Annotated in this window: 3 protein-coding genes; 1 reads left to right on the top strand and 2 read right to left on the bottom strand. The window is 65.8% G+C overall.

Annotation, left to right across the window (positions count from 1 at the left end; translation table 11 throughout):
• Positions 1-326 precede the first annotated feature (326 nt).
• Positions 327-1,544, top strand: a complete 1,218-nt coding sequence (locus ABGB01_RS45790; protein ID WP_347780607.1) for an MFS transporter — start codon at positions 327-329, stop codon at positions 1,542-1,544.
• Positions 1,545-2,097: 553 nt separating this feature from the next.
• Here ABGB01_RS45790 and ABGB01_RS45785 read toward each other — a convergent pair.
• Together ABGB01_RS45785 and ABGB01_RS45780 are read right to left on the bottom strand one after the other, a co-directional pair.
• Positions 2,098-2,526: a hypothetical protein gene (locus ABGB01_RS45785; protein ID WP_347617658.1), complete on the bottom strand. Its 429-nt coding sequence runs from the start codon at positions 2,524-2,526 to the stop codon at positions 2,098-2,100.
• A gap of 240 nt (positions 2,527-2,766) precedes the next feature.
• Complete coding sequence (locus tag ABGB01_RS45780) at positions 2,767-2,931, bottom strand: hypothetical protein (RefSeq protein ID WP_347650944.1); 165 nt, start codon at positions 2,929-2,931, stop codon at positions 2,767-2,769.
• Positions 2,932-3,181 lie beyond the last annotated feature (250 nt).

Genomic DNA, 3,181 nt, shown 5'->3' with positions numbered 1-3,181 from the left:
CGGCTGAAGAACCGAGACCTCGGACGCACACCAGCCGCCGAACGCGACACACCGTAACCACCAACAACACCACAGGGGTCAGATTTCAGACGTTGGAAAGGGGTCAGTTTTGAAGCGGTGTTGACACCACCCGTCAGTCACCAGCCGCTGAAGACGGGATCGCGTGCCCTCCACCTGAGCGAGCCCGCGCGTTCGCTCCCCCCTCTGTCGGATCTGTTCGTGACCGGCCCTCAGACGGTTGCGTCCGAAACGTGCCAGCACCTGCTGCTTCACCACTGCTTGGCTGGGGTGCCTGCTCGCCACGCGCACCTGCCTGAACGGGAATCATGTCCACCACCACGCTCGCCCGGCCCCGCTCGCCTCTCATCAACTGGCTGGCGGTCATCTCGCTCATGTTGGGCATCTTCGCCATCGTCACCAGCGAAATCCTGCCCATCGGCCTGCTGACCGCCATCGGCGCCGACTTCGGCATCTCCGACGGCACCACAGGGCTGACCATGACCCTGCCCGGCATCGTCGCCGCGGTCGCCGCCCCCACCGTCACACTGACCACCGCGCGCCTGGACCGCCGCGTGATGCTGTGCGTCCTCATGGCGGTGCTGGCCGTGGCCGGCGTGCTGGCCGCAGTGGCGACCTCCTACTGGGTCATGCTGATCTCCAGGGTGCTCGTCGGCCTCACCATCGGCGGCTTCTGGTCCATCGGGGCCGGGCTGGCCGGCCGCCTGATGCCGCCGCACGCCGTCGGCACCGCCACCGCTGTGATCTTCTCCGCCGTGCCACTGGGCTCCGTGCTCGGCGTACCGGCCAGCACCTTCATCGGCAACCTCGCCGGCTGGCGAACCGCCTTCCTGGTGCTGGCCGCGCTGGCTGTCCTGGTCCTGGCCGCCCTGATGATGCTGCTGCCGCCGCTGCCCGCCCACCAGGTCACCAACCCTCGCGTCCTGCTCGACCTGCTACGCACCCGGGGTGCCGCCATCGCCCTGCTAGCCACCTTCCTCATCGTCCTGGCCCACTTCGGCACCTACACCTACGTGACGCCCTTCCTCCAGGACGTCACCGGCCTGCCTCCCGCAGCCGTTAGCGCCGTCCTGCTGGCGTACGGCATCGCCGGGATCGCCGGCAACTTCCTGGCCGGCAAGGCCATCGCCACACGCCTGCGCGCCGCTTTCGTAACCTGCGGTTGCCTGATCGCGGCCACCACCCTGCTGCTGCCCTCGGTAGGCGGCACGACCGCCGGCGCCGTGGTGTTGCTCATGATCTGGGGCCTGGCCTACGGAGGAGTGCCCGTTTGCTCGCAGGCATCGTTCCTCACCGCCGCCCCTCACGTACCCGAAGCTGCCACAGTGGTCTTCACCTCCTCCTTCCAGGCGACCTTCGCCCTCGGCGCGTTCCTCGGCGGCCGCGTCGTCGACTCCTTCTCGGTCTCCACCGTGATGATCTGCGGCGGACTGACTGCTCTGCTCATGGCGGTGTCCCTATGGTCACTCCTCAAACCGCGCTGCGCCGGCGCCCTGCACCCCGCAGACGACAGGAGCCGCAGCTAAGCCGTCCAAAGCCTCGACCTCGGGAAACGATCAACCCAGGTCCGGGAAGCGATCTTCCGAGCCTTGCTTCCGTACCAGTTCAGGTTGACTCGTGAACGCCCCACTTCAGGTAGAGGGCCACGACCGCCTGCGCGAGTCCGACGGCGACGTGCCGAGGGCGCTGCGTGCGTACGACGCCCGGCCGCCCAGCGCATCGTGGCGGCGTCGCGCTGGATGACCCGCTTCGCCGTCGCCGGTCGGATGACGGGGGCACGCGACGCCCTGATGCGCCTGCTGCCCGCCTGATACCCCGGGCCACGGAGAGGGCGGGATCGGTGGGTTCGGCCACGATGCCGCCCCACTCCGGATCGCGCATCCCGTCTCCTGGGCTCCGCTCCAGGTCAAAGGCCACATCCCGTCATCAGGATGTGGCCTTTGCGTGCGGTGACTCTCACCAACGGCTGATCCAAGTGCTCACTGAGCCGTTTGGGAGATCGGGGGCCTGCGGATGTCGAACCCGGATGAAGGCCGCTCGAAGCGAGGCAGAGCCCGCGGGTGGTCGGCCCGTTTCACGTCAGGCTGGGAGCTGCTTCTCGTGCCAGGTGTAGTAAATGTAGGTGCTGCCGGGTCCGGTCAACGTGCCGTAGACCTGCCAGAAGCTGTCAGGGGCCAGCGAATAGCGGAAGATCTTGTCCCCGGGCCGGTTGTCTACGAACTTGCTCTGTGTTCCGTTGTTCCAGATCCTTACCTCGATGCTGAATGTCGAGGTGTCCGGGATGTCGAGGCAGATCTCGTAGTTGTACGCGTACGGGCCGCCGATGTTGTAGCTGCGGCCGTCGATCGCGGGCCGCTCGACGTTGGTGGGGACGTAGCTGTTCACGACCCGGGTGTACTCGCCTGCGGCGCAGTCGACTGCGGAGGTGGCTGCGGACGCGGGGCTGATGCCGGTGAGCGCGGCGCCGAGGACGCCGGTGGCGACGAGCAGGGAGATGGTGCGCTTCATGCCTCTCCTCATCCGTGCAGTGAGTCTCCAACCGAGTAGTTGAAGGATGAACTGATTCTGGCGCGGCGGCCAACTTCCGGACAAGGCGGGCAAGAACTCTTGCAATGCCGAGTCAAGCAGTGACGTTCAGTTGTTAGTCGGCGTTCGTTTGCTCACCAGACCTGTGAATGCGAGCTCGGTCAAAAAGCCTTCTGGGTCGCTTGGTAGTGGTGGAGCCGGCCATCGTTGCATGAAGCCAAATCAGGCCGGGGTTCGCTTCTCGTGCCAGGTGTAGTAGAGGAAGGTGCTGTCGGGGCCGGTCAACGTGCCGTGGACTTGCCAGAAGCTGTTGGGGGGAATGTCGTAGCGGAAGATTTTGTCCCCGGGCCGGTCGTCCGTGAACATGGTCTTCAACCCGTCGTTCAAGTCCCGTACGTTGATCGTGAACGTCGAGGTGTCCGGGATGTCGAGGCAGATCTCGTACGTGTACGCCTGCGGCCCGTTGATGTTGTACAGCAGATTGTCAATGCCGGGCCGCTCGACGTTGGTCCCGGGTTCGACGTAATTCGGGGCTCCTAGAGGGCACTGTGGCCTGAACGTGCAGGTCAGCAGCTGAGGGCGGACCTCCCGGGCCGAAACTGCCTAGAGACGCGATTTTGATGATTCGCCTGTACTG

This window comes from Nonomuraea sp. B5E05 (assembly GCF_039880665.1).
Lineage (GTDB): Bacteria > Actinomycetota > Actinomycetes > Streptosporangiales > Streptosporangiaceae > Nonomuraea.
Note: the sequence above shows the minus strand (reverse complement) of the source record. Positions and strands in the feature narration are given on the sequence as shown.